Below are 24,519 nucleotides of genomic sequence, written 5' to 3' on the forward strand. Positions count from 1 at the left end.
GTTGCAGCCTGTCGAAACGGGATAATCTGGGATAGCATGGGACCTTCTGGGCGTCAACGGAATCCAATGGTTTCTGCCCCCTCCCGGCCGGTGCGGCGAAACACCGGGGATCAGTTATCCACCGTTAAGCTTAATTTTGAGTTGCCGGTCGCTTGCATCCTGCAACGCAGTGGATTCGGGGTCTTTCGCGGCGGCTTCGAGGGTGAAGCGCAATGGTTCCAGCGACTTGCCCACAGGCGCGCGCGCGTGCACTGCACGCGGCGGTCCCGGCTCGCGGCTTCTGCTCGAGCGGGAAGACACCCGAAGAGGCAGGCGCGTGAGGAACGGCGGACAGCCACTCCGACGCGAAGCCCACTCTTCGGCTGTCGTCCCGGTTTCGGCGCAGCCGAAGACCGGGAACCAGTAACCACGGAAGGTCGCGACTGAAGCGGTTGCGCTGCCGCCGGAAGGCCGGAGGCTGCCGCTCTCGCGCACCCATCCGCTCCGGCGGATACTGGACGCCTGCCTGCGCAGGCGTGACAGCCGTGGAGGTGGCGATGCGCGACCGTTTCATGCCTGCCGAGGGCGCCAATGGATCCCGGCTCTGCGCTGCGCTTGGCCGGGATGACCTCCGAGAGAAGGCACGCCCCAGCATCCCCTCTGCCGTCCCCCCGGACGAGCATCGCGAGAGCCGGGGCCTATTGGTTGCCAGAGCGGTTGCGGAAGTCCGCCAACCTCTCCCGGCGTCATCACGCACGCAGCGTAGCGCGACCCGGGAAGACGCCGGCAGAGGCAGGGGCAAAAAACACCTGCCGAGGGTGCCCTCGCGCCCCGGCTGGCGCCGGGCGGATCATCGAAACAGGAAGGGAAAAGGTGTCAGCCGGCCTGTAAGCCGGGTTTTGTATGGCGCGACATTGCTGCCGCACGTGACGGCCATTCATCTGGGACGCCCGTTGCCGGGCGCCTCGCGCAACCAACCCGGGCGGCTGGTCTGGAAAGGACCGGATTCCTTGCGGAATCCGCGCCGCCCCTATTCGGTTTTGCTCCCGGTGGGGTTTACCGTGCCGCTTCCGTTGCCGGTCGCGCGGTGGGCTCTTACCCCACCCTTTCACCCTTACCGCGGCCGCAGCCGCGGCGGTTTGCTTTCTGTGGCACTTTCCCTGGGGTCGCCCCCGCCGGGCGTTACCCGGCACCGTTTTTCCGTGGAGCCCGGACTTTCCTCCCCTGCGGCGTTTCCGCACTTGCAGGAGCGGCCGTCCAGCCGGCTGACGCGCGACTGGTATGCGCCGCGGGCCCTTCGGTCAAGCGCGACGCTTCTCGGCCCCTGCCAGAGCGCCCGCCACCGCCTCGGCGCATGCCTGCGCCTCCCCGCGCTGCGCGCCGGCAAAGCCGATGACGAGGCCGGACGGGTTGCAGGCGATGCCATAGGGCGAGAGGGCCGCGACGCCGAAGCCGAGGGCGTTGACCCTCGCGGCGATCGCAAGGTCGTCGACCGCCCCGGCAAAGCGCAGGGCAAGCTGCACGCCGCCAACCGGGTCCGGCACATCCGCCGCCGTACCCAACCTCTGCCGCAGGGCGGCGGCAAGCTCCCGCCCCCGCGCCTCGCAGATCTCCCGCACCCGCCGCAGATGCGCCCGATAGCGGCCCGAGGCGATGAAGTCGGCAAGCGCGGCCTGCGTCATCACGTTGGCGAGCATGCCCGAGACCCGCTGCGCCACCGCCAGCGGGCCGGCCAGATGTTCCGGCACCACCATGTAGGCGACCCTCAGGCCCGGCAGCATGCTCTTGGAGAAGGTGCCGAGATAGATCACCTCTCCCTCCGCGCCCAAGCCCTGCATCGCCGCGAGAGGCCGCCCGGAAAACAGGAATTCGCTGTCGTAGTCGTCCTCCAGCACCACCCCGCCGCAGGCCCGCGCCGCATCCAGCACCATCGCGCGGCGCGCCAGCGACATGCGGGTGCCGTAAGGGTACTGGTGCGAGGGGGTAACGTAGATCAGCCGCGGCGGTCGCCGATCGGTGACGAGGCGCGGGTCCGCCCCGTCCGCGTCGACGGGCATCGGCACGATGTCGAGCCCGGCTGCGGTGAAGGCGGCGCGTGCCCCCAGGTACCCGGGATCCTCCAGCCATGCGGCCTCGCCGGGATCCGCCAGGGCGCTCGCCAGCAGGTTAAGGCTCGCCTGGGTCGACGGGGTGACGATGATGCGCTCCGGTGTTGCCCTGACGCCGCGCTCGGCGGCCAGATAGGCGGCAAGTTCCCCGCGCAGTTCGCCAAGCCCCTGCGTCTCGCCATAGCTCAGCACGTCGCCGCGCAGGCGGCGGGCGGCGCGGCGCAGCGTCCGCGCCCATTCGTCGGCCGGAAACCGGTCGATGCTCGGCGTGCCCGGCTCCAGCTTTCCCCCGCGCCGGCGCTGGGTCGCGGACCAGGGATTGTTGCTCATCGCCCGTCCGCGCGCCGACAGGGCGACCGCCCTTGCGGAGATCGCCGGCGCCTCGCCCTCGCCCCACAGGCCGACACGCGCGACCTTCGGCGCCGACCCGCCGCGCACGGTGACGATACCCTCCGCCACCAGAAGCTCGTAGGCCGCGTTGACCGAGTTGCGGGAGATGCCGAGCGCTGCCGCCAATGCCCGGCTGGACGGCAGGCGCGCGCCCTCGGCCAGACGCCCGTCGCCGATGGCCTCGCGCACGCCGCGATAGACCTGCTCGGGCAGCGGCAAGGCAGCGGAGCGATCGATGGACAGGAGGCCGTCGAGCATGACTGGATCCTTCAAAAAATCCGAAAGCGGACCTTCACTGGAACCAGTTTGATGGCACATTCCCCACCGCAACGCAAAGGCGCCGCAAGGCAAGGGTGCCGAAGCGCAAGGGCGCCGCACAGCACAGGCGCCGCAAAGCGAGGAACCGCAATCGATGAGCGACCCCGAGACCGACCAGGCCGCCACGCCGGCCACCCGGCGCAGCCGCCGCGCCTCCCTGCCCCGCCATGCGAGGGTTCGGGTGGGCAAGCGCGAGGTCGCGGACCCGGCCGCCGCCTTCGAGGTGCTGGATCTCGCCCGCATCGCCCATGTCGGCTTCGTCGACGAGGGCCGACCGATGGTCATCCCGATGCTGCACGCCCGCATCAAGCGCACGCTCTACATCCACGGCGCCAAGGCGACGCGCATCGTCAAGAGGATGCAGGACCGCGCGCCGGTGTGCCTCACCGTGACGCTGCTGGACGGCATCGTCGTCGCCCGCTCCGCCTTTCACCACTCGATGAACTACCGCTCGGTGGTGGTGCATGGCACGGCCCGCCATGTCGTCAACGACTGGGAGCGCAAGGCCGCGCTCGTCGCCCTCACCGACCGGCTGTTGCCGGGCCGCTGGGACGAGGTGCGGCCGATGACCGACAAGGAGCTCGCCGCCACCGGGGTGCTCGCCATCGAGGTCGAGCACATCACCATGAAGCGGCGCGAAGGGCCTCCGGTCGACGATGCGGACGACTATGCCCTGCCCGTATGGGCCGGCGTCGTCGAGCTGGCCGAGACGGTCACCGCCGTCACGCCGGACGAGCGTCTTGCCGCGGACGTGCCGCGTCCGCGCTCGCTGCGCGACCTGGAAAGCGCTGCCTCGCCGGGCCTCAGCCGCGAGCGAGGAGCTGCTTGACCTTGCCGCAATAGCGCCGGCTCACCGGGTTCATGCGCTTGGCGAAGTGACCGGCATTGTAGCGCAGGATCGTGCCGCACACGTCGCCGCCGGCGCGCTTGTGGGCGCCTGCCAGGTACTTCATGCCGTAGGTGATGTTGGTCTTGGGATCGTAGAGCGCCTTGGCGCTGCCGCGGAAGCCGACGCCCCGCGCCGTCTGCGGCTTGATCTGCATCAGGCCGATTTCGCCGGCCCGTCCGCGAGCCCGCGGATTGTAGTTGCTTTCCACCCGCACGACCGCGTGGGCCAGTTCCACCGGCACGCCGTGCTTGCGTGCTTCCGCGGTGATCATGGCGTCGTATTTCTCGGCGCGTGCCCCGGCCTCGAGGATCTTCGGATCGACCGTCGTGGTGGAGACCGCAGCCGTCTGGCATGCCCCTGCGGAAAGAGCCAAGAGGAGCGCACCGATGAGACGCGGCGCCTTGAAGTTGATCATGTGCCCGACCTTCAAACTGTTTGTCGTTGTTGAGAGGCCGGCTGTATGGCGGTGCGGTAAGACGGAAATCCGGCACCGAAGATCACGAAATGTTACAAAAACGCCGATAAAATATGGCTAAAACGTGCAGAAATCCTCGTCATTGACGAAAGCAAGGCCATCATCCCGGCAAACATGGCCGGGAGATGGCGGTGATTTGCAGATGTTGCGATGCAGCAATCGGCTCGGGACGCGGCGTCAGCCGAGCTGTGGAACTTTTTGCAAAAGCCGGTGCAGCGTCGCGATGGTCGACATGTCGGCGATGCCGTCGACCCGCTCGCGCCGGTGGTGGCGCTGGAAGGCGGCGACCGCCGCCCGCGTGCGCTCGTCGAAGACCCCGGTGATCGGCATCTCGAACCCGTAGAGCGCCAGCATCGACTGCAGCGCCTCGACGGGCTGGCCGCCGTCGCCCAGCTGGAAGAAGCGCCCGCCGGATACCGGCTCCGGCGCGACATGCAGGCCGACGCCTGCCGCCGCCAGCCTGTCCCAGGGAAACAGCTCGCCCGGATCCTCCTTGCGCTCCGGCGCCACGTCCGAATGCCCCAGCACGTCGTGGGGCGCGATCCCGTGCCGGGCGCAGATATCCCGGGCCAGTTCGATCACGGACTGCACCTGCGCGTCCGGGAAAGGCCGGTAGCCGTTCTCGTGGCCCGGATTGACGATCTCGATGCCGATGGAGCGCGAGTTGATGTCCCGCTCGCCCTTCCAGTAGGAGCGCCCCGCATGCCAGGCGCGCCGGCTTTCCGGCACCAGCTGCAGGATCGACCCGTCCTCTTCGACCACGTAATGGGCCGAGACCTCGGCGCGCGGGTCGCACAGCCGCTGGAGGGCCTCTTCGCCGCTGGTCATGCCGGTATAGTGCAGCAGCAGCAGGCTGACCGGACCAGTCCGATCGTTGTGGTTCGGCGAAGGCCTCAGCCGCGCCGGCAGTCCGGTATCCGTCTTCACGCCCATTGCATGTCTTTCCGTGATGCTCTCAGCGGTCCTGCAAGGCGAGCCTGACCCCGAGCGCGCAGTAGATGCCCCCGACCACCTTGCCCTGCCACTTCAGGACGACGGGGTTGCGTCGGAGGAAATTTCCGAGCCGGCCCGCGGCCAGCGCGAACACAACGGTGCTGAACAGCCCGATCAGCACGAACAGGATCCCCAGCACGAGAAGCTGCAGCGCCGCCGACCCGTTCTCCGGTTTCACGAATTGCGGCAGGAACGCCAGGAAGAACAGGGCCGTCTTCGGGTTCAGCACTTCGGCCAGCACCGCCTGGCAGAACGCCGCCGCCGCGCCGATGGCCCGCGTCCCGGCGGACAGGTCGGTGGAAGGCCGCTCGAACAGGGCGCGGATGCCGAGATAGATCAGGTAAGCCGCGCCCAGATACTTGATGATCGAGAACAACACGGCGGACGTTGCGATGATCGCCGAAAGACCGACCACCGCCATCACGGTGTGCACCAGGTCGCCGGCGGCGATGCCGGCTCCGGTCGAGATGCCGACCCGTGTCCCCGACGTCGTCGCCCGCGCCACCGTCAGCAGCGTCGCCGGCCCCGGAATGAAGACGAACCCCAGGACGATCGCCACATAGGCCGCAAGCGTCGTCGCATCGATCATCGTCCTGTCTCCCTCATGGTGTCGTCGCCGGTCACAGTCCCCGCTCCGCCGCGATCTTGGCATAGGCGACGTTCAGCGCCGCCAACCGGTCGTTGGCGATGCGCACGAACTCTTCCGGCACGCCGCGTGCGATCAGCCGGTCGGGATGGGTTTCCGCCACCAGCTTGCGGTAGTGCCGCTTGATCTCCTCGTCCGGCACGCTGCCGGCAATCCCCAGCACCCGGTACGGGTCCTCCTCGCTGCGCACATGGCGGGCGAGGATCTGGTTGAAGGCCCGCTCGTCCAGCCCGAAGATCTCGGCGATGCGCTCCAGGTAGGCCAGCTCGTATTCGTGGACGATGCCGTCCGCCTTGGCGATGTGGAACAGGGCATCGAGAATGTCCACCCGGATCTCCGGGTCGTCCGGAAACAGCGCCGCCAGCCGCTGCGCATAGGTCTCGAAGCCGGCCACGTCCTGCTTGGCCAGGTTGAACAGCCGGGCGACGTTCCGCTCCTCTCCGGCAGGAATGTCGAACACGTCGAGAAAGGCGATCTCCTCGTCGCCCGTCACCACGCCGTCGGCCTTGGCCATCTTGGCCGACAGCGCGATCATGGCGACGGTGAAGGCGACCGCCCGGTCGCCCCGCCCTTCGCCCGCCGAAACGATGAATTGCACGATGCGGTCGACGATCTGGGCACCGCCCGCGCCGATTGCCGCCGCCACCGCACTGATCGCAGACCAGATGTTCATGTCACCGTTGCCGCCTCAGACAGACCGCGTGATGCCGCCATCAACGCGCAGGTTCTGCCCCGTGATATAGCCGGCTCCGTCCGACAGCAGGAAGGCGACGGTCTCCGCCACTTCCTCTACCGTGCCGTAGCGGCCCATGGGGATGCGCGCGCGGCGGTCCTCCTTCTCCGGCAGGCTGTCGATGAAGCCCGGCAGCACGTTGTTCATGCGGATGCCCTCGCCCGCATAGCGGTCGCAATAGAGCTTGGTGAAGGCGGCAAGCCCGGCACGGAACACGCCCGAGGTCGGGAAAGCCGCCTCCGGCTCGAACGCCGCATAGGTGGAGATGTTGACGATGGCGCCGCCCCCCTGCGCCTGGAACTGCGGCGTCACCAGCCGGCACATCCGCACCACGTTGAGCAGGTAATAGTCCATGCCCAGGTGCCAGTCCTCGTCGCTGATCGCCAGCACCTCGCCCTTCGGCCCGTGGCCGGCGCTGTTGACGACGGCATCGATCCGCCCGAAGCGCGCCATCGCGGCTTCCACGAACCCGGCAAGGTCCTTCGGCTCCAGGTTCGACCCGGTATGGCCGAGCCCGCCCAGTTCCTCGGCCAGCGCCGCGCCCTTGCCGCTGGACGACAGGATGGCAACGCGCGCGCCCTCGCCCGCCAGCTTGCGCGCGATGGCGGCGCCCATGCCGCTGCCTGCGGCGGTCAGAAGTACGACCCGATCCTTCATGCTGTCCCCGAACTGCTTCGCCCGAACTGATTTGGCATGACGCTCCCGATGAACGCCGACTCTCGTTTGCGTTCTAGCACAGACGGCCGGCCTCGCCACGCATCCGCCGGTCGCGGCGGGCGAGCCCGCTCCGGAACGCCAGCCGGCAGCGGAGCGGGCCCGGCGCCTCAGATCTTCGGCATCGGGCCGGTCATCGACGCTGCATCGACGATCCGGTCGAACGTGGCTGCATCGATATGACCCAGCGCCAGCGCCGCCTCGCGCAGCGTCGTCCCCTCGTGATGCGCATGATGGGCGATCGCCGCCGCCTTGTCGTAGCCGATCTCCGGCGTCAGCGCGGTGACCAGCATGAGCGAGCGGTTGACCGTCTCGGCGAGCCGCGCCTCGTCCGCTTCCATGCCCGCAACGGCGAAGCGCGCGAAATGCTCCATCCCGTCGGCGAGCATGCGGCAGCTTTCCACCACGTTGGAACCGAGCATCGGCTTGTAGACGTTCATCTCCAGCAACCCGCCGGCCCCGGCAAAGCCGCTGGCGACATCGAGGCCGATCACCTGCACGCTGAGCATGGCCAGCGCCTCGCACTGGGTGGGGTTGACCTTGCCCGGCATGATCGAGGAGCCCGGCTCGTTTTCCGGCAGCCGCAGCTCGGCAAAGCCGGCGCGCGGGCCGCAGGACAGCAGGCGGATGTCGTTGGCGATCTTGTGCAGCGACACCGCCAGCACCTTCAGCATGGACGAGGCCGCCACCATCGCGTCATGTGCGCCCATCACCGTGAACTTGTTCGCCGCCGCCTCGAAGGGCAGGCCGCAACGGCGCGCCAGTTCCGCCGCCACCTTACCGTCGAAGCCATCCGGCGCGTTCAGCCCGGTGCCGACGGCCGTGCCGCCGATGGCCAGCTTCATCAGCCCCTTGAGCGCGAAGGCCAGCCGCTCGTCATTGTCGTCCAGCATGCCGACATAGCCGGCGAACTCCTGGCCGAGCGTCATCGGCACCGCGTCCTGCATGTGCGTGCGGCCGATCTTCACCAGCCCCTGCCAGGCATGCGCCTTTTCGGCCAGCGCATCGCGCAGCACCTTCAGCGCCGGCCGCACCCGGTTGGCAATCATCAGCGCCGCCGCCACGTTCAGCGCGGTCGGCACCACGTCGTTGGAGGACTGCGAGCGGTTGACGTGATCGTTGGGATGGACCGGATCCTTGGAGCCGATCCGCCCGCCGCTGAGCTCGATGGCCCGGTTGGCGATCACCTCGTTGACGTTCATGTTCGCCTGCGTGCCCGAACCGGTCATCCACACATGCAAGGGGAACTCGCCGTCGTGCCGGCCGCCGACCACTTCCTCGGCCGCCTCGACGATCAGGTCGGCACGCTTTTGGTCCAGCACGCCGATCTGCGCATTGGCCATCGCCGCCGCCCGCTTGATCTCGGCCAGCGCGTGAATGATCTCCAGCGGGAACGGGTCGCGTCCGATGGCGAAGTGATGGCGCGCGCGCTCGGTCTGGGCGCCCCAGTAACGGTCCGCCGGCACCTCCACCGCTCCCATCGAGTCGGTTTCGGTACGCCTGTTGTCTGCGGTCATGGTCTGCTCCGTCTTACCTTGCGTCACACTCCACCGGCGGGCGGATTCCGGGCGCATGATTCAATGTCTGGAAACCTTGCGATGTCATGATCCGTCCCTGGACACTTTCACCGATGAGAACGGCGGCATCGCGCCGTGAGGGACGGGTCAGGTTGCGCAACCTAAAGACGTTGCTGGGCATCTTTGTGGGCTTTTTGATCGTTGCAGGTTTCGCCGGCACGATCCAGGCGGCAAATGTATTCTTTTCCAAGGCGATTTACACCCGCGATGCCCAGGAAACCGCACGCCGGCTCGACCGCGACCTGAACCATCATCTCCTGAAGAACGACCGGGTTTCCGACGAGGAGATCGCCGCCTTCGCCGACGAAAGCCTGCGCCGCTCCATCGACGGTGTGGACGGCAACGCTGCGGCTGGCAGCGGCAGGACGCGCACCGCTGACGCGCCGCGGCCGCAGCGTCCGGCTGCCAATCCCGCCAAGGTCGACCGCGCCGCCTCCCTGGACGAATTCATGGAGGAGCTCGACCAGAGCGACCTGGCCCGCACCGTCGCCGTCCTGCGCTTCGCGCCGGGAACGGTGTTGCTGTCCGAGGCCTCCGTGCTGCCGCGCACCGATCCGCAGATGCTCGAGCGCCTCACCCCGCGCCTCGAGACGCTCCTGCGCCATCTTGCCGCCGGCGAGCCGCGCGCGGTGGACGTTCCCTCCACGCTGCTCGGCACGAAACCCGAACCCACCCTGCTCGCCGTGCCGATTCGCAACGGCGACACCATCGAGGGCGCCATCGTCCTGCTCTACGACCAGGCGACGACCGGCCTGTTCCTGAGCGAGGTGGTGCAGATCGCCATCGCCATCCTGATGGCGATGATCTTCGTCGCGACCGGCCTTGCCGCCCTGTTCGTGTGGATGCGCTTCCGCGACCGGCTGAAGGCCAGCAAGACGATCCAGTTTCTTGCCCATCACGACGCGCTGACCGGCCTGCCCAACCGCACGGTGTTTTCCACCAAGCTGAACGAGGCGCTGCGGCTGGCCAGCGCCAAGGCCGGCAACATCTCGGTCATGCTGATCGACGTGGACAAGTTCAAGGCCATCAACGACACCCACGGCCACGCGGCAGGCGATCTCTTCCTGCAGGTGATCGCCGACCGGCTGAGCAATGTCTTTGCCAGCCATCTTGTCGCCCGCCTGTCCGGCGACGAGTTCGCCGTGCTGATCGCCCGCGATCTCGACCGCCGGGCCGTGACCCAGCTTGCATCCTCGATGATCGCCGCCACGCGCATTCCCACCCGCATCGACGGCAAGGACATCCCGATCTCGCTCTCCATCGGCGTTGCCCAGGCCTCGGAGGCCGCCTGGCGCGCGTCCCGCCTGCTGCATTGTGCCGACCTTGCGCTCTACCGGGCCAAGCACTCGGGCCGGTCCACCTATATCTGGTACACCCCGGACATGGATGCGGAGGCGCAGAAGCGCAAACTGCTGGAGAGCGACCTGCGCAAGGCCCTGGCCCAGGACGAGTTCCGCCTGCTCTACCAGCCGCAATTCTCCCTGCGCGATCTGAAGCTGACGGGCTACGAGGCCCTGCTGCGCTGGGAGCACCCCGAGCGCGGCACCATCTCGCCGACGGTCTTCATCCCCATCGCCGAGGATGCCGGCCTCATCGAGGAGATCGGCGCCTGGGTGCTGCTGCATGCCTGCACCGAGGCCGCGCGCTGGCGCGACACCTCGCTCACCGTCGCGGTCAACATCTCGCCTGCCCAGTTCCGTCCCGGCCGCACCGAGGAGCGCGTCTCCCATGCGCTCAACACCAGCGGCCTTGCTCCCGAGCGGCTGGAGGTGGAGATCACCGAGAGCCTGCTGATTTCCGAGACCAACGCCGTCGTGAAGACGCTGACGCAGATCCGCCAGATGGGCGTGTCCGTGGCGATGGACGATTTTGGCACCGGCTATTCGAGCCTCAGCTATCTCTCGCGCTTCCCCTTCGACACGATCAAGATCGACCGGTCCTTCGTTGCCACCGTCGGCAAGAATCCGACGACCGACGCCATCATCGCCTCCATCGTCGGGCTGGGGCGCTCGCTCGAGGTCACCATCACGGCGGAAGGAGTGGAGGACGAGACCCAGGTGGCCCTGCTGCGCGCCGCCGGCTGCGACAAGGTGCAGGGCTTCCTGTTCGGCAAGCCGATGGACCTCACCGACCAGTCCGCCAGCGACACCATCGCCCTCGCCCAGCAGACGCGGTGCGAGCAGCTGCTGCTGGCCGCCCGCGAGACGGACCTGCCGCAGCTTCCGTTCGAGACGGCTGCGGAAGCCGGTGCGGACGCGGACGCCCCTCGCCTCACGGATGCGGATATCGACGCCTTTGCCATGGACGCCGACGCGGATGCGGATGCGGGGGCAGGTTCTGGTGCGGTTGCCGATGACGATGCGGACACGGCCGACGCCGACGCCGAAACGTCAGACGAACGCGAAACGGCGAAGGACGAGGCCGGGGTCGCCGAGGGGCGGACCCGCGCCGTCGGCGCGGCCTGACCGCGAGCGCCTGAAGCGCTGGCCTACATCGCCGCTGCGGCCCGCGCGGCCTGGTCGTAATGGCCGGAGACCGAGCGCAGCGTCGCGGCCAGCCGTGACAGCTCCATCTCGTCCATGCCCAGCCCCTTGACCGGGCCGACCAGCAGCGCCTCGCGCAGCCGGCGATACTCCATGCAGATCGCCTCGCCGGCGCGGGTGATCGCCACCGTCTTTTCCTTGCCGCGCTTGCCCGTCTCCACCAGTCCGGCGGCGGCCAGCTTCTTCAGCGCATAGGTGACGGTGTGGGTGTCCTCGATGTTGAGCACCAGGCAGATATCGGCGAGCGACTTCGGCCGCCCGCGATGATTGACCGAATGCAGCACCAACGTGTCGAGCGGGCTCATGCCCGGCGCCCCGGCCGCCGCCATGCAGCGGACCATCCAGCGGTGATAGGCGTTGACCATCATGGTCACCGCGAACTCGACCTCCGAAAGCGCCGGCATGGCGCCCGAGGCGAGATGGGCTGCAGACACGACCGGTCCGATACCCCCTTGCACAATGTCTCCGGACTGGGTGCTGTCTGTCATGAAATTCCTGCCTGAATTGTTCGGGCCAAGGCTACGGCAGGGAGCTGCGAAAGAGCAACCATCCTTCCGGCTAACGCTAGGGCAGCGGATGGCGCCGCGGCACCAGACCTGAATGGAACCAAGTCACGAAGCTCTCGATGGAATAGACGGGAACCCCGGTCGCCGCCCGGATGTCGGCGGCATAGGGCACCATGTTGGTACATTCCAGCACGATGGCGCCGACCTCCGGATTGCGCGCCAGCAGCGCCTGCGCCGCCTCCACGTTGTCGGCCCGGGCCGCCTCTACGTCGAGCGCCTCCTCGTTGTCGAGGATCGCGCGGGTGAACTCGCGCCCGCCCTCGGTTCCCATCACCGGCGTGTCGGCGGGGCAGCCGGCCGCCGCCAGATGCGCACCCGTCAGCGATCCGGCGGAGATCGTCAGGATGCCGGCGCGCTTGCCCGGCGGCAGCAAACGGTCGACCAGCGGCACCTGCATCAGGGAGGAGGCGGCGACCGGAACCTGGAGCGCGGCCTGCAGGTCGCGCTGGAACAGGGACAGAAATCCGCAATTGGTGGTGATGCCGTCGACCCCGTCGGCAACCAGCTCGCGCCCCGCGGCGATGAACGCATCGAGCAGCCCGCTCGCGCCCTGCCGCACCGCCCTGTCGGGCGTGGCATCGCGCACGATGCGGTAATGCACCGGGAACGGCCAGGTCAGCGCATTGCCCATGTCGCCGGGGATGCGGGGAAAGCGCGCCTCCAGCATCAGGATTCCCACCGCCGCGCCATAGAGCGCCTTGCCGCCATGCACCGTCATTTCGCATCCTCCCGCCGAGACAATGCTGCTCCGACTGTCGAAAACCCTGCGTCAACCGAGCCCGAACCGCCTCAATCCGAGGATTGGTGCACCTGAACGTCTGCAACACAAGGATCTTGCGCAGACTATTAAGGACATTTTGTCGATAAATTGTTGACAACAGAACCTGACCTCACGACACTTGGCATAATTGGCCGGGGAGAGGCACTGTGCAGCAGCACGACAGTGGGCGTTTGCGGATTGTGGTGATCGGCGCGGGGATCGTCGGCGTCAGCGCCGCGCTCCGCCTCCAGGAAGACGGTCATCAGGTCACCCTTCTCGACCGCGCGGGCCCCGGCGAGGGCACCTCCCATGGCAATGGCGGCGTGCTCGCCTCCTGTGCCGTGGTTCCCGTCACCGTTCCAGGCCTGCCGGCCAAGGCGCCGCGCATGCTGATGGACCCGGACAGCCCGCTGTTCCTGCGCTGGTCCTACCTGCCGCGCCTGCTGCCCTGGCTTGCGAAATACCTTTCCCATTGCAACACGAGCGAAACCGAGCGCATCGCCCGCGCGCTGCTGCCGATCGTCGGCAACAGCCTCGACGAGCACCGCGCCCTGGCGGGCCGCACGGCGGCGAACCGCTGGATCGCCCCGTCCGACTATCTCTATGTCTACCGCGACCGCGCCGCCTTCGAGGGCGATGCCTTCGGCTGGCGGCTGCGGCGCGAGGCGGGCTTTTCCTGGCAGGAGATGGAGGGCGCCTCGCTCGGGGGCTACGACCCGCTGCTGGGCGATGCCAACCACTTCGCCGTTCGCCTTCCCGATCACGGCATCATCCGCGACCCCGGCCTTTACGTGAAGGATCTCGCCGCCGGGTTCGAGGCGCGTGGCGGCACGCTCCTGCGCGGCGCGCTGCAGGGCTTCGTGACCGAGAACGGCCGCCTCGCCTCCCTTGCCACCGATGGCGGACCGCTTGTCTGCGACCGCGCCGTGCTGGCGACCGGCGTGTGGTCCGGGCCGCTTGCCGACCAGCTCGGCATCTCCGTGCCGCTGGAGAGCGAGCGCGGCTACCATCTGGAGCTGGAGGCGCCGAGCGCGATGCCGCGCGCGCCCTTCATGTTCGCCTCCGCGAAATTCGTCGCCACCCCGCTGGAGGGGCGCATCCGCCTTGCCGGCGTCGTCGAGTTCGGCGGCCTTGCCGCGGGACCGGCCAAGGCGCCGTTCGAGCTTCTGGAGCGCCAGCTGCGCCGGGCCATGCCCGCGCTGCGCTGGGGCTCGACCCGTCAATGGATGGGGCACCGGCCGGCACCGGCCGATTCCATCCCCGTGATCGGGCCGTCGCCGGCATGCGGCGATGTCCTGATGGCTTTCGGCCACCATCATATCGGCCTGACCGGCGGTCCCAGGACCGGTCGCCTCGTTGCCGACATGATCGCGGGCCGCAAGCCGAATATCGACCCCACCCCCTATTCGCCCGCGCGTTTCGCTGTCTAGAGTGTGACCCATGGGCACTGGGCCAAGGGAATACCGACCAGAGACCTGGACTGCCGCGAGATCCGGAACAATCGGATCCCGGCCGATGGAGGACCAAACATGACTGACCTGCTGAAGAGCACCACCGGCATCGTAACCGCCGCGCTTCTGGCTGCCTCTGCCGCTTCCCCGGCATTCGCCGCCGAGAAGTGGGACATGCCGCTCGCCTATCCGGCGACCAACTTCCATTCCGAGAACGCGGCCGCCTTTGCCGCCTGCGTCACCGAGGGCACCGGCGGCGAGATCGAGATCGTCACCCATCCGGGCGGCTCGCTGTTCGGCGGCGCCGACATCAAGCGCGCCGTGCAGACCGGCCAGGTGCCGATCGGCGAGCGCCTGCTCTCCGCCCATGCCAACGAGGACCCGATCTTCGGCGTCGACAGCATTCCCTTCCTCGCCACCTCCTTCGACGATTCCGTGAAGCTGTGGTCGGCCGCCGAAGGCGCGGTGGAAGAGGCACTGGACGGCCAGAACCTCGTTCTTCTCTACAGCGTGCCGTGGCCGCCGCAGGGCCTGTACTTCAACAAGGAAGTCAATTCCGGCGCCGACATGAAGGGCATCAAGTTCCGCGCCTACAATGCCGCGACCGCCAAGCTCGCCGAGCTGACCGGCATGCTCCCGGTGCAGATCGAGGCCGCCGAGGTCTCCCAGGCCTTCGCCACCGGCGTTGCCGAATCGATGATCTCCTCCGGCGCCACCGGTTACGACAGCAAGCTGTGGGAGAACGTCTCGCACTTCTACGCGGTCGACGCGTGGCTGCCGCGCAACTCGGTGATGGTCAACAAGGACACCTGGGCGGGCCTGTCCGACGAGACCAAGAAGGTCTTCACCGACTGCGCCGCCAAGGCTGAGGCCGACGGCCTGCAGAAGGCCAAGGACTATACCAAGCTGACGCTGGACGGCCTTGCCTCCAACGGCATGAAGGTGCTCCAGCCCAGCGACCAGCTCAAGGCCGACCTGGGCGTTGTCGGCGAGGCGATGACCGAAGAGTGGCTGAAGGCTGCCGGCGACAAGGGCAAGGCCATCGTCGACGCCTTCAAGGCCAACTAAGCGGCGCGTTCCGCCGCCTCCGTCACCGACGGTCCGGACGTGCTGCCGCTGGCAGGCGCGCCCGCCAGGACTGCCGCGGCCTTGCGGTCGCGGCAGCACGCCGTCCCTGACAGCCGGGCTCCTGCCCGCGCAGGCCTGCCCGCCGGACCGCGCGCTTAGCGGCCCGGCCGGGGCAGTTGCGCCGTGGCCGGTCCGCAACAGACACGGAACACGACCATGATCGCACTCGGGCGCGGGCTCCGCCGCCTTCTCGACGGTTTGTATCTGGCCGGCGGCATGATCGCCGCGCTGGCGCTGGTCTCCATCCTCGCCATCATCGTGGCGCAGATGATCGCCAGATGGACCGGCCTGATCTTCCCCGGCGCTGCCAGCTATGCCGGCTATGCCATGGCCTCGGCCTCCTTCTTCGCCTTCGCCCACGCGCTCAACCGCGGCGCCCATATCCGGGTCAGCCTGCTGCTCAGCGCCCTCGGCCGCCATCGCCGCTGGCTCGAGGTCTGGTGCTTCGGCATCGGCTCCGCCCTCACCTGGTACCTGTCGTATTACGCGATCAAGGCCGTGTACTGGTCGCGCAAGCTCAACGACATCAGCCAGGGCCAGGACGCCACGCCCCTGTGGATCCCGCAGATGGCCATGGCCGCCGGCGCCGTCCTTCTTGCCATCGCCATGACGGATCACCTGGTCCGCGTTCTCGTTCTCGGCTCGTCGGGCATCGTCGCCGACACCGTCGAACAGAGCCACGGGGAGTAAGCCGCCATGGAAACCTTCGCTCCCATCATCCTCTTCCTCTTCGTGCTGTTCCTGCTGCTGGGCACCGGCGTGTGGGTGGGCCTTGCCCTGCTCGGCGTCGCCTTCGTCGGCATGGAGCTGTTCACCTCGCGCCCGGCAGGCGACGCGATGATCACGGTGATCTGGGCCGCCTCCTCGTCCTGGACGCTGACCGCGCTGCCGTTGTTCATCTGGATGGGCGAGATCCTCTACCGCACGCGCCTGTCGGAGGACATGTTCCGCGGCCTTGCCCCGTGGATGGCCCGCCTGCCCGGCGGCCTTCTGCACACCAATGTCGTCGGCTGCACGGTCTTCGCCGCCGTTTCCGGCTCCTCCGCCGCCACCCTGACGACGGTCGGCAAGATGTCGGTGCCGGAGCTGCGCAAGCGCAACTATCCGGAAAACATGGTGATCGGCACGCTGGCCGGCGCCGCCACCCTCGGCCTGATGATCCCGCCCTCGCTGACGCTGATCGTCTACGGCGTCACCATCAACGAATCCATCACCAAGCTGTTCATGGCCGGCATCCTGCCGGGGCTGGTGCTGGCGGCGCTGTTCATGGGCTATATCGCGATCTACGCGAAGGTCTCGAAGACCTACAAGCCGCAGCCCGAGCCGCAGATGAGCTTCCGCGAAAAGCTCGCCAACTCCCGCTTCCTGCTGCCGGTGATCGCGCTGATCATCGTGGTGATCGGGTCGATGTATACCGGCCTTGCCACCGCCACCGAAGCCGCCGCCCTCGGCGTCATCGGTTCGCTGGCGCTGGCCGCCGGACAGGGCTCGCTCACCTGGAAGACCTTCGGCGAAAGCCTGATGGGCGCCACCCGCACCTCCGCGATGGTGGCCCTCATCCTCGCCGGCGCCGCCTTCTTGTCGCTGTCCATGGGTTTCACCGGCCTGCCGCGCGCGCTCGCGGCCTGGATCGCCGACATGCAGCTCTCGCGCTTCGAGCTGCTGATGGCGCTGCTGGTCTTCTACATCATCATCGGCTGCTTCCTGGACGGCATCTCCTCGGTGGTGCTGACCATGGCGGTGGTCGAGCCGATGGTGCGGGCCGCCGGCATCGATGCCATCTGGTTCGGCATCTTCGTCGTCGTGGTGGTCGAGATGGCGCAGATCACGCCGCCCATCGGCTTCAACCTGTTCGTGCTGCAAGGCATGACGCGGCACGAGATGACCTATATCGCCCGCGCCGCCCTGCCGATGTTCGCGTTGATGGTGGTCATGGTGTTCATCCTGATCGCCTTCCCGGAGCTGGCGACCTGGCTGCCCGAGAACATGCGCACCCGGCCGTAAGGCCCGGATCGTCCCGCGATCTTCCCCGCCCGCACGATTTTGCGGGCGGGGTCTTGCAAAAACAACGTTGACATTTTCTCGATAAATTGTTGACGTAGCGACGAGCCAATAATCGGCCCCGTGCCCAGCGCATGCGGGCCGGACCGACCAGCGGAGAGACGCATCATGACGAGCGGCAAGTGGGATTTCTGGATCGATCGCGGCGGCACCTTCACCGACATCGTCGCCCGCGATCCCGAGGGCGGCATCCGCGCCCACAAGGTCCTGTCGGAGAACCCGGAAGCCTATCGCGACGCCGCCATCCAGGGCATCCGCGAGCTGATGGGCGTTGCCTCCGGCGAGCGCATCCCGGCCGAGCGCATCGCTACCGTCAAGATGGGCACCACCGTCGCCACCAACGCGCTGCTGGAGCGCAAGGGCGACCGCACCCTGCTGGTCACCACCCGCGGTTTCCGCGATGCGCTGGAGATCGGCTACCAGGCGCGGCCCGACATCTTCGCCAAGGAGATCATCAAGCCGGAACTGCTCTATGAGCGCGTCGTCGAGGTCGCCGAGCGCGTACGCGCCGACGGCACCATCGAGGCCGAGCCGGATCTGGCCGAGGTCGAGCGCGACCTCAAGGCCGCCTATGACAGCGGCATCCGCTCCGCGGCCATCGTCTTCATGCACGCCTATGCCTTCCCCGATCACGAGAAGAAGGTCGCCCAGATCGCCCGCAAGGTCGGCTTCCCGCAGGTCTCCGTCAGCCACGAGGTCTCGCCGCTGATGAAGCTGGTCGGGCGCGGCGACACCACCGTGGTCGATGCCTATCTCTCGCCGATCCTGCGCCGCTATGTCGAGCAGGTGGCGAGCGAACTGCAGATCGACGGCACCGATTGCCGGCTGATGTTCATGCAGTCCTCCGGCGGCCTCACCGCCGCGGACCTGTTCCAAGGCAAGGACGCGATCCTGTCGGGTCCGGCCGGCGGCGTCGTCGGCGCCATCGAGACCTCGCGCATGGCCGGCTTCGACGCGGTCATCGGCTTCGACATGGGCGGCACCTCCACGGACGTCTCGCACTACAACGGCGAGTATGAGCGCGCCTTCGAGACCGAGGTGGCGGGCGTGCGCATGCGCGCGCCGATGATGATGATCCACACGGTCGCGGCCGGCGGCGGCTCGATCCTCCACTACAAGGACGGCCGCTTCCAGGTCGGCCCGGATTCGGCCGGCGCCAATCCCGGCCCCGCCTGCTACCGCCGCGGCGGCCCGCTCGCCGTCACCGACGCTAATGTCATGGTCGGCAAGCTGCGCCCCGACTTCTTCCCGAAGATCTTCGGCCCGGGGCGCGACGAGCCGCTCGACCGCGACGCGGTGGTGGCGAAGTTCGAGGAAATGGCCGCGCGCATCGGCGACGGCCGCTCCGCCGCGGAAGTCGCCGACGGCTTCCTGAAGATCGCCGTCGAGAACATGGCCAACGCCATCAAGAAGATCTCGGTCCAGCGCGGCTACGACGTCACCGAGTATGCGCTGACCTGCTTCGGCGGTGCCGGCGGCCAGCACGCCTGCTCGGTTGCCGACAGCCTCGGCATGACCACGGTGATCGTCCACCCGCTGTCGGGCATCCTGTCCGCCTATGGCATGGGCCTTGCCGACATCCGCGCCACCCGCCAGCAGGCGGTCGTGCGCCGGCTCGAGCCGGCCATGCTGGACGACCTCGAGGCGCTCGTCGACCGGCTGTCGGCCGAGACCCGGGCCGAGGTCGCCGGCCAGGGCGTTGCCGATGCCGGGATCCGCAATCTGCCGCGCGCCCTGCTGCGTTACGAGGGCACGGACACCCCGATCCCGGTCGCCTATGTGCCCCGCGACATCGACACGATGGTCGGCGCCTTTGCCGATGCGCACCGCGCCCAGTTCGGCTTCGTCTACGAGAACAAGCCGATCGTGGTGGAAGCGCTCGAGGTGGAATCCGTCGGCGGCGGCTCCGGCATAGACGAGCCGGACCTGCCGCTCGTCTCCGGTTCGCCCGAGGCGACCGACAAGGGTAGCATCTTCGCCGAGGGCGAGTGGCGCGAGGCGGGCTTCTTCGCCCGCGCCGGCCTCAAGCCCGGCCACAAGCTCTCCGGCCCCGCGCTCATCGTCGAGCCGCACCAGACCATCGTCGTAGAGCCGGGCTGGCAGGCGGAAATCACCGCCAAGGACCATGTCGTCCTGCGCCGCGTCGAGAAGCTCGCCCGCGCCGAGGCCATCGGCACCAAGGCCGATCCGGTCATGCTCGAGGTCTTCAACAACCTCTTCATGTCGATCGCCGAACAGATGGGCGTGACGCTGCAGAACACCGCCTACTCGGTGAACGTCAAGGAGCGCCTCGACTTCTCCTGCGCGGTCTTCGATGCCTCCGGCGCGCTGGTCGCCAATGCCCCACACATGCCGGTGCATCTCGGCTCGATGGACCGTTCCGTCGAGACGGTGATCAAGCTCAACGCCGGCCAGATCCGCCCCGGAGACGTCTTCGCGCTGAACGCGCCCTATAACGGCGGCACCCACCTGCCGGACATCACCGTCGTCTCGCCGGTCTTCGACGACGAGGGCAAGGAGATCCTGTTCTGGGCGGCAAGCCGCGGCCACCATGCCGATGTCGGCGGCTCGGCGCCCGGCTCCATGACCCCGCGCGCCACCACGGTGGACGAGGAAGGCGTGCTGATCGACAACTTCAAGCTCGTCGATCAGGGCCGCTTCCGCGAGGAAGAACTCGTGCACGTCCTCACCGACCATCCCTGGCCGGTGCGCAACGTCACGCAGAACGTCGCCGACCTGAAGGCGCAGATCGCCGCCAACGAGAAGGGCGTGCAGGAGCTGCGCAAGATGGTCTCCCACTTCGGCCTCGAGGTGGTGCAGGCCTATATGGGCCACGTCCAAGACAATGCCGAGGAGAGCGTGCGCCGGGTCATCGAGGCGCTGACCGACAGCGAGTACGAGTACCCGACCGACCAGGGCTCGGTGATCCGCGTTCGGATCACCGTCGACAAGACGAAGCGCGAGGCGACCGTCGACTTCACCGGCACCAGCGAAGTGAAGCCGAACAACTTCAACGCGCCCGAGCCTGTCACCCGCGCGGCGGTGCTCTACTGCTTCCGCGTCATGGTCGAGGGTCACATCCCGATGAATGCGGGCTGCCTGCGTCCGATCCACATCGTCATCCCCGACGGCTGCATGCTGAAGCCGGCCTACCCGGCCGCCGTCGTCGCCGGCAACGTGGAGACCAGCCAGCACGTCACCAACGCCCTGTTCGGCGCACTGGGAGCCATGGCCAACAGCCAGGGGTCGATGAACAACCTGACCTTCGGCAACGCCACCTACCAGTATTACGAGACCCTGTGCTCGGGCTCGCCTGCCGGTCCCGGCTTCAACGGCACCGACGGCGTCCACGTACACATGACCAACTCGCGCCTCACCGACCCGGAAGTGCTGGAATTCCGCTATCCGGTCCTGCTGGAGGACTTCCACATCCGAGAGGGGTCGGGCGGCACGGGCAAGTGGCATGCCGGCAACGGCACCAAGCGCACCATCCGCTTCCTGGAGGAGATGGAACTGGCGATCCTGTCGTCCCACCGCACCATCACGCCGAAGGGCGGCGAAGGCGGCGGCGACGGCCAGCTCGGCAAGACCCTGGTGCGCCGTCTCGACGGCACCACGCAGGAACTTGGCGGCTGCGACCAGACGGTCCTGAAGGCGGGCGAGGCGGTCACCGTCATCACCCCGACCGCCGGCGGCTGGGGCAAGGCGTAACGCCTGCGGGCCCCTGCCCCGTCCCGTGAGCACCACCCGAACGGCCGCGCCCATGGCGCGGCCGTTTTGGCATCCGGCGCCGGCACGCATGTCCGGACCGCAACCCAATTCCAGCAATTTTTATTTAAGATTGAAGAATTCGGATCAGAAGCCGTCAAACATTAAAATCCGCGATCTTCGAAAATACCTGACTTTGCGCTCCAAAAATCAGGAAAACTTAAGAGCTTACGCAGTGTAATGGAGGCGCGGTCCTTGTTGTGGCCCGCTCTTTCATATGTCGGGGAATTCTGCAATGCGCGATGTTCGTGCCAGCTCCTCCCGCCTGCGCTCCGTGGCTGCCAAGATCCTGGGGCTGGTCGGTTTTTTAAGTTTGATGATGCTCTCCATTGCCGCCGTCGGCCTCTTGCAGATGCGCCAGATCGGCACGGAGCTTGAAGAGATTGCCGACGAGACGATCCCTCTGACGACCAATGTCAGCAAGGTGACGATCCATCAGCTCGAGCAGGCTCTCCTGCTTGAACGTCTCTTCCGCGCCGCCAACCTTGAGGCCGCGCCAGAGTCCGGCACGACCGAAGACCTGTCGCGGCGCGTCATGGCGCTGGCCGCGCAAGTCGACGATGAGATCAGGCAGGCCGAGGCGATCGCCGCCAAGGGGCAGTCCCTTGCCGCCACCCCGGAACACGCGGCCAAGTACGAGAGCGTCCTGACGACCCTGAAGCGCATCGAGGCCGAGCACGTGGCCTACGGCCAGAAGATCGAGCGCATCGTCGAGCTTTTGAAGACGAAGGACATCCCGGCGGCCACCGCCCTTGCGGCTCAACTCGAGATCGAGCAGGAGCGGCTTGACCATGAGCTGGTGGAGCTGGCTCAGGACCTCGACCGCTTCACTCTGGAAGCCAGCGACTCTGCCAAGAAGCACGAGCAGCAGGGCCTGGTGATCATGAGCACCACGACGCTGGTCGCGATCCTGGCGGGCGTGGCGATTGCGAGCGTGTTCGCCGTCTTCGGCATCAGCAGGCCGCTCCGCAGCGTCGTCACCGCCCTCAACCGGCTCGCCATGGACGACACCTCGGTCACCGTTTCCGTCCGCTCGCGCGACGAGGTCGGGGAACTCGCCCGCGCCTTCGAGGCCTTCCGCGAGAAGACCATCGAGATCAAGCGCCTGCAGGAACAGGCCCGCGAGGAAGAGGAGCGCATCGAGATCGAGAAGCGCGAGGCGACCCTTCGCCTGGCGGACAGCCTGGAATCGACCCTCAAGACGGTGTCGGACGGCATCGCCGACGCCGTGCGCGAACTCCAGCAGGCAGCCGGCATGATGGCCCGCAATGCCGAGGTGACCTCGGACAATGCCGGCACGGTCGCGGCAGCGGCCGAACAGTCGGCCACCGGCGTCCAGTCGGTCGCCAGCGCGGCAGAGGAACTGAGCGCCTCCATCGGCGAGATCAGCCGCCAGGTCACGGCCGCGCTGTCCGCCGCGGGCCAGTCCACCACCAATGCGCAGCGCTCCAGCAGCACCGTCAACGGCCTTGCCGAGGCGGCGCGGCGCATCGACGATGTGGTCAGGCTGATCAACGACATCGCCGACCAGACCAACCTCCTGGCGCTGAATGCCACCATCGAGGCGGCACGCGCCGGCGAGGCCGGCAAGGGCTTTGCGGTCGTCGCCGGCGAGGTCAAGGCGCTGGCCAACCAGACCGGCCGCGCCACCGAGGATATCAGCGCCCAGGTGCAGGACATGCAGAACGGCGCCGCCCGCACCTCGGAGGCCATAGGGTCCGTCGTGGAGTCCATCAACAGCATCAACGGCCAGATCTCGGCCATTGCCACGGCCATCGAGGAACAGAGCGCGGTGACGGCGGAGATTGCCCGCAATGTCAACGAAGTGGCCGCCGGCAGCACCGAGATCACGCGGACCATCGGCTCGGTCCGCGAGCGGGCGGTGGATTCCAGCGCCGGAGCGCGCCAGGTCCTGACCAGCGTCGAGACGCTGGCCTATCAGTCCGGCACGCTGCAGAAGGAACTCGATGCCTTCCTGCGCAACATTCGCGCCGCCTGACCCTGCGGTTTCCTCCCCCGCGCACGCCGGGCGATACCGGCTCGCAGCGGGAGAAACGGCCGGCACGGAACACAAAGAGGCGGCGCCGCATGGGGCCGCCTTTTTTCTTGCGCAAACAAGGAGAAAGAAGTGCCGTTTGCGCTGGCAATGCGCCCGCCGGGCTCCCATATGACGAGCGTTGATCTCGACCTGAGCCTAGTGGAGGAAATCCCTGATGCAAGCTGCCGCCAGCCGGATGCGCAAGACGACAGCCGTTATTGCCCTTGGAATTGCCGCGCTTTTTGCCGCTGTCGACTTTGCCGAAGCCCGGCGGGCCGGCAGCAGCGGCTTCGGCAGCCGCGGTGCACGCACCTTTTCCGCCCCTGCCCCGACCAACACCGCGCCGGGCACGGCCTCGCCGGTTCAGCGCACGATGACGCCGCAGCCCGCTCAGGGTCAGCAGGCGACGCCGGGCGCCGGCGCCCGCCAGCAGCAGGCGGCCCAGCCCTCGCGCGGGCTGTTCGGCGGCATGGGCGGCGCCCTTCTCGGCGGCCTGCTGATGGGCGGCCTGCTCGGCATGCTCTTCGGCGGCGGCATGGGCGGCTTTGCCGGTTTCCTCGGCCTGATCCTGCAGGTGGCCCTGATCGGCTTCCTCATCATGCTGGCCATGCGCTTCTTCGGCCGGCGCCAGCAGCCGGCGGCAGCCGCGACCGGCGGCGCCGCGCCGAATTTCGGCGGCACCGGCCCTGACACGTCCCGCACCCCGTTCAGCTTCGGCGGCGCCGGCGGCACCGGAACCGACGCCGGCACCGGCGCGGCCGCTCCGTTCCAGGCCCCTGTCATGGAAACCCCGCTCGAGCTGGAAGAGGCCGATTTCGACCGCTTCGAGCAGATGCTGGCCGAAGTGCAGGAAGCCTATGGCCGCGAGGACTACGCCGCGCTCCGCCGTCTGGCGACGCCCGAGGCCATGTCCTTCCTCGCCGAGGAACTGGGCGAACTCGCCTCCGCCGGCAAGCGCAATGCCGTGTCCGACGTGAAGCTGCTGCAGGGCGACCTGTCCGAGGCGTGGAGCGAAGGCAGCGACGACTATGCGACGGTCGCCATGCGCTTTTCCGCCCTCGATGCCGTCCTCGACCGCAATTCCGGCCGGGTGCTGTCGGGCAGCCTGGAGGAGCCGCAGGAAAGCACCGAGCTGTGGACCTTCCGCCGTCAGAAGGGCGGCGAATGGACGCTCGCGGCCATCCAGGGCACCGAATAGGCGCCTGCCGCGATCCCTTCCCAAACCCGAGAAACCGCCCCGTCCGGGGCGGTTTTTTCTTGGCATCGCTCCCCACCATCCGTCGGCGGTTCGGGGCAGGCCAGGGGAAAAATTATCCGCCTATCCAGGAAAATGGCGCAGCTGTATCGTCCGGCGCCGGCGATTGGGCCGCGCTTGATCCTGG

Annotated in this window: 18 protein-coding genes and 1 other RNA gene; 9 read left to right on the plus strand and 10 right to left on the minus strand. The window is 67.9% G+C overall.

Features of this window, described 5'->3' with window-relative positions; genetic code table 11:
* Positions 1-851: 851 nt before the first annotated feature.
* Positions 852-1,248: RNase P RNA component class A (rnpB, locus tag ACVJ6E_RS11745), an RNA gene on the minus strand.
* A 32-nt stretch (positions 1,249-1,280) separates the two neighbouring features.
* Positions 1,281-2,735, minus strand: coding sequence for a MocR-like pyridoxine biosynthesis transcription factor PdxR (pdxR, locus tag ACVJ6E_RS11750; RefSeq protein ID WP_208996596.1), 1,455 nt, complete (start codon positions 2,733-2,735; stop codon positions 1,281-1,283).
* Between the two features lie 154 nt (positions 2,736-2,889).
* Here pdxR and ACVJ6E_RS11755 point away from each other — a divergent pair, with 154 nt between their 5' ends.
* Positions 2,890-3,624 carry a pyridoxamine 5'-phosphate oxidase family protein gene (locus ACVJ6E_RS11755; RefSeq protein ID WP_120267135.1) on the plus strand — a complete coding sequence of 245 codons (735 nt, stop codon included), beginning with the start codon at positions 2,890-2,892 and terminating at the stop codon, positions 3,622-3,624.
* Here ACVJ6E_RS11755 and ACVJ6E_RS11760 read toward each other — a convergent pair.
* From ACVJ6E_RS11760 to ACVJ6E_RS11785, 6 genes are all read right to left on the minus strand, one after another.
* Complete coding sequence (locus tag ACVJ6E_RS11760) at positions 3,599-4,099, minus strand: lytic transglycosylase domain-containing protein (RefSeq protein WP_120268282.1); 501 nt, start codon at positions 4,097-4,099, stop codon at positions 3,599-3,601. The two genes, ACVJ6E_RS11755 and ACVJ6E_RS11760, sit on opposite strands and share 26 nt — an antisense overlap.
* Before the next feature lie 237 nt (positions 4,100-4,336).
* Positions 4,337-5,092 carry an N-acetylmuramoyl-L-alanine amidase gene (locus ACVJ6E_RS11765; protein ID WP_120267134.1) on the minus strand — a complete coding sequence of 252 codons (756 nt, stop codon included), beginning with the start codon at positions 5,090-5,092 and terminating at the stop codon, positions 4,337-4,339.
* Between the two features lie 22 nt (positions 5,093-5,114).
* Positions 5,115-5,741 (minus strand): LysE family translocator, encoded by a 627-nt coding sequence (locus ACVJ6E_RS11770; protein WP_120267133.1) that lies wholly within the window; start codon positions 5,739-5,741, stop codon positions 5,115-5,117.
* Positions 5,742-5,772: 31 nt separating this feature from the next.
* Positions 5,773-6,471: a J domain-containing protein gene (locus ACVJ6E_RS11775; protein ID WP_120267132.1), complete on the minus strand. Its 699-nt coding sequence runs from the start codon at positions 6,469-6,471 to the stop codon at positions 5,773-5,775.
* A 15-nt stretch (positions 6,472-6,486) separates the two neighbouring features.
* Positions 6,487-7,188 (minus strand): SDR family oxidoreductase, encoded by a 702-nt coding sequence (locus ACVJ6E_RS11780; protein ID WP_120267131.1) that lies wholly within the window; start codon positions 7,186-7,188, stop codon positions 6,487-6,489.
* Between the two features lie 167 nt (positions 7,189-7,355).
* A complete protein-coding gene (locus ACVJ6E_RS11785; protein WP_199680959.1) occupies positions 7,356-8,762 on the minus strand; it encodes a class II fumarate hydratase in 1,407 nt (468 codons plus the stop codon).
* Between the two features lie 152 nt (positions 8,763-8,914).
* Between ACVJ6E_RS11785 and ACVJ6E_RS11790 the strand changes: the two genes are divergently transcribed.
* Positions 8,915-11,287, plus strand: a complete 2,373-nt coding sequence (locus ACVJ6E_RS11790; RefSeq protein WP_208996595.1) for a GGDEF domain-containing phosphodiesterase — start codon at positions 8,915-8,917, stop codon at positions 11,285-11,287.
* Between the two features lie 23 nt (positions 11,288-11,310).
* On the opposite strand, the gene ACVJ6E_RS11795 is transcribed toward ACVJ6E_RS11790, so the two are convergent.
* Both ACVJ6E_RS11795 and ACVJ6E_RS11800 read right to left on the minus strand, forming a co-directional pair.
* Positions 11,311-11,769 carry a winged helix DNA-binding protein gene (locus tag ACVJ6E_RS11795; RefSeq protein ID WP_120268280.1) on the minus strand — a complete coding sequence of 153 codons (459 nt, stop codon included), beginning with the start codon at positions 11,767-11,769 and terminating at the stop codon, positions 11,311-11,313.
* A 160-nt stretch (positions 11,770-11,929) separates the two neighbouring features.
* The gene (locus ACVJ6E_RS11800) at positions 11,930-12,649 is read right to left on the minus strand and encodes an aspartate/glutamate racemase family protein (RefSeq protein WP_120267129.1); all 720 of its coding nucleotides are present in this window, start codon (positions 12,647-12,649) and stop codon (positions 11,930-11,932) included.
* A gap of 209 nt (positions 12,650-12,858) precedes the next feature.
* Between ACVJ6E_RS11800 and ACVJ6E_RS11805 the strand changes: the two genes are divergently transcribed.
* The 7 genes from ACVJ6E_RS11805 to ACVJ6E_RS11835 all read left to right on the plus strand — a co-directional run bounded on the left by ACVJ6E_RS11805 (position 12,859) and on the right by ACVJ6E_RS11835 (position 24,335).
* Positions 12,859-14,121, plus strand: a complete 1,263-nt coding sequence (locus tag ACVJ6E_RS11805; RefSeq protein ID WP_491676452.1) for an NAD(P)/FAD-dependent oxidoreductase — start codon at positions 12,859-12,861, stop codon at positions 14,119-14,121.
* 99 nt (positions 14,122-14,220) lie between these two features.
* Positions 14,221-15,210: a TRAP transporter substrate-binding protein gene (locus tag ACVJ6E_RS11810; RefSeq protein ID WP_185925719.1), complete on the plus strand. Its 990-nt coding sequence runs from the start codon at positions 14,221-14,223 to the stop codon at positions 15,208-15,210.
* Positions 15,211-15,426: 216 nt separating this feature from the next.
* On the plus strand, positions 15,427-15,960 hold the full coding sequence (locus tag ACVJ6E_RS11815) for a TRAP transporter small permease (RefSeq protein ID WP_185925720.1): 534 nt from the start codon (positions 15,427-15,429) through the stop codon (positions 15,958-15,960).
* Between the two features lie 6 nt (positions 15,961-15,966).
* A complete protein-coding gene (locus tag ACVJ6E_RS11820) occupies positions 15,967-17,274 on the plus strand; it encodes a TRAP transporter large permease (RefSeq protein WP_120267127.1) in 1,308 nt (435 codons plus the stop codon).
* Between the two features lie 165 nt (positions 17,275-17,439).
* A complete protein-coding gene (locus ACVJ6E_RS11825) occupies positions 17,440-21,042 on the plus strand; it encodes a hydantoinase B/oxoprolinase family protein (RefSeq protein ID WP_120267126.1) in 3,603 nt (1,200 codons plus the stop codon).
* Positions 21,043-21,334: 292 nt separating this feature from the next.
* The gene (locus ACVJ6E_RS11830) at positions 21,335-23,098 is read left to right on the plus strand and encodes a methyl-accepting chemotaxis protein (protein ID WP_208996593.1); all 1,764 of its coding nucleotides are present in this window, start codon (positions 21,335-21,337) and stop codon (positions 23,096-23,098) included.
* A 214-nt stretch (positions 23,099-23,312) separates the two neighbouring features.
* On the plus strand, positions 23,313-24,335 hold the full coding sequence (locus ACVJ6E_RS11835) for a TIM44-like domain-containing protein (RefSeq protein WP_120267125.1): 1,023 nt from the start codon (positions 23,313-23,315) through the stop codon (positions 24,333-24,335).
* Positions 24,336-24,519: the final 184 nt, after the last annotated feature.

The sequence above is a fragment of the Stappia sp. G46H5W genome (genome assembly GCF_058448995.1).

Excerpts from the sequence above, each read along its gene's own strand:
- pdxR (WP_208996596.1), bottom strand. The coding sequence starts at position 2,735 with ATGCTCGACGGCCTCCTGTCCATCGATCGCTCCGCTGCCTTGCCGCTG.
- ACVJ6E_RS11755 (WP_120267135.1), top strand. The coding sequence starts at position 2,890 with ATGAGCGACCCCGAGACCGACCAGGCCGCCACGCCGGCCACCCGGCGC.
- ACVJ6E_RS11760 (WP_120268282.1), bottom strand. The coding sequence starts at position 4,099 with ATGATCAACTTCAAGGCGCCGCGTCTCATCGGTGCGCTCCTCTTGGCT.
- ACVJ6E_RS11765 (WP_120267134.1), bottom strand. The coding sequence starts at position 5,092 with ATGGGCGTGAAGACGGATACCGGACTGCCGGCGCGGCTGAGGCCTTCG.
- ACVJ6E_RS11770 (WP_120267133.1), bottom strand. The coding sequence starts at position 5,741 with ATGATCGATGCGACGACGCTTGCGGCCTATGTGGCGATCGTCCTGGGG.
- ACVJ6E_RS11775 (WP_120267132.1), bottom strand. The coding sequence starts at position 6,471 with ATGAACATCTGGTCTGCGATCAGTGCGGTGGCGGCGGCAATCGGCGCG.
- ACVJ6E_RS11780 (WP_120267131.1), bottom strand. The coding sequence starts at position 7,188 with ATGAAGGATCGGGTCGTACTTCTGACCGCCGCAGGCAGCGGCATGGGC.
- ACVJ6E_RS11785 (WP_199680959.1), bottom strand. The coding sequence starts at position 8,762 with ATGACCGCAGACAACAGGCGTACCGAAACCGACTCGATGGGAGCGGTG.
- ACVJ6E_RS11795 (WP_120268280.1), bottom strand. The coding sequence starts at position 11,769 with ATGCCGGCGCTTTCGGAGGTCGAGTTCGCGGTGACCATGATGGTCAAC.
- ACVJ6E_RS11800 (WP_120267129.1), bottom strand. The coding sequence starts at position 12,649 with ATGACGGTGCATGGCGGCAAGGCGCTCTATGGCGCGGCGGTGGGAATC.
- ACVJ6E_RS11810 (WP_185925719.1), top strand. The coding sequence starts at position 14,221 with ATGACTGACCTGCTGAAGAGCACCACCGGCATCGTAACCGCCGCGCTT.
- ACVJ6E_RS11815 (WP_185925720.1), top strand. The coding sequence starts at position 15,427 with ATGATCGCACTCGGGCGCGGGCTCCGCCGCCTTCTCGACGGTTTGTAT.
- ACVJ6E_RS11820 (WP_120267127.1), top strand. The coding sequence starts at position 15,967 with ATGGAAACCTTCGCTCCCATCATCCTCTTCCTCTTCGTGCTGTTCCTG.
- ACVJ6E_RS11825 (WP_120267126.1), top strand. The coding sequence starts at position 17,440 with ATGACGAGCGGCAAGTGGGATTTCTGGATCGATCGCGGCGGCACCTTC.
- ACVJ6E_RS11830 (WP_208996593.1), top strand. The coding sequence starts at position 21,335 with ATGCGCGATGTTCGTGCCAGCTCCTCCCGCCTGCGCTCCGTGGCTGCC.
- ACVJ6E_RS11835 (WP_120267125.1), top strand. The coding sequence starts at position 23,313 with ATGCAAGCTGCCGCCAGCCGGATGCGCAAGACGACAGCCGTTATTGCC.